The sequence below is a fragment of the Vibrio sp. 1151_11 genome (assembly GCF_029478525.1).
In the GTDB taxonomy this organism is placed as follows: domain Bacteria; phylum Pseudomonadota; class Gammaproteobacteria; order Enterobacterales; family Vibrionaceae; genus Vibrio; species Vibrio anguillarum.
Genome location: NZ_SHMN01000082.1, coordinates 1 through 1,243 on the forward strand (window position 1 = coordinate 1; position 1,243 = coordinate 1,243).

The window sequence follows — 1,243 nt, forward strand, 5'->3', positions numbered from 1 at the left end:
ATGCTTTACAACACACCTTCAACGGCTTACAGAACGCTCCCCTACCCAATACAGTAAACTGTATTGCCGCAGCTTCGGTTTACTACTTAGCCCCGTTACATCTTCCGCGCAGGCCGACTCGACCAGTGAGCTATTACGCTTTCTTTAAATGATGGCTGCTTCTAAGCCAACATCCTGGCTGTCTGAGCCTTCCCACATCGTTTCCCACTTAGTAGTAATTTGGGACCTTAGCTGGCGGTCTGGGTTGTTTCCCTCTCCACGACGGACGTTAGCACCCGCCGTGTGTCTCCCGGATAGTACTTACTGGTATTCGGAGTTTGCAAAGGGTTGGTAAGTCGGGATGACCCCCTAGCCTTAACAGTGCTCTACCCCCAGTAGTATTCGTCCGAGGCGCTACCTAAATAGCTTTCGGGGAGAACCAGCTATCTCCGAGTTTGATTGGCCTTTCACCCCTAGCCACAAGTCATCCGCTAATTTTTCAACATTAGTCGGTTCGGTCCTCCAGTTGATGTTACTCAACCTTCAACCTGCCCATGGCTAGATCACCCGGTTTCGGGTCTATATCCAGAGACTGAAGCGCCCAGTTAAGACTCGGTTTCCCTACGGCTCCCCTATTCGGTTAACCTTGCCACTGAATATAAGTCGCTGACCCATTATACAAAAGGTACGCAGTCACAGGACAAAGCCTGCTCCTACTGCTTGTACGTACACGGTTTCAGGTTCTATTTCACTCCCCTCACAGGGGTTCTTTTCGCCTTTCCCTCACGGTACTGGTTCACTATCGGTCAGTCAGTAGTATTTAGCCTTGGAGGATGGTCCCCCCATGTTCAGACAGGATAACACGTGTCCCGCCTTACTCGATTTCACTTATAATGATGGAACAGTTACGGGGCTATCACCCTTTATTGCGCCACTTTCCAGAGGCTTCACCTGCATCATTAAAAGCTTAAGGGCTAGTCCAATTTCGCTCGCCGCTACTTTCGGAATCTCTGTTGATTTCTTCTCCTCGGGGTACTTAGATGTTTCAGTTCCCCCGGTTTGCCTCCTTACCCTATGTATTCAGGTAAGGATACGTGCTTATGCACGTGGGTTTCCCCATTCGGAAATCGTAGACTCAAGTGGCTGTTACTGCCTAATCTACGCTTATCGCAAGTTACTACGTCCTTCATCGCCTCTGACTGCCAAGGCATCCACCGTGTACGCTTAGTCACTTAACCATACAACCCGAAGAAGTTTCGTGTTG

At 49.6% G+C, this 1,243-nt stretch carries 1 rRNA gene; it reads right to left on the bottom strand.

Annotation, left to right across the window (positions count from 1 at the left end):
• Positions 1 to 1,217 (bottom strand): 23S ribosomal RNA (locus tag EXZ60_RS18845); the annotation flags it as partial.
• Positions 1,218 to 1,243: the final 26 nt, after the last annotated feature.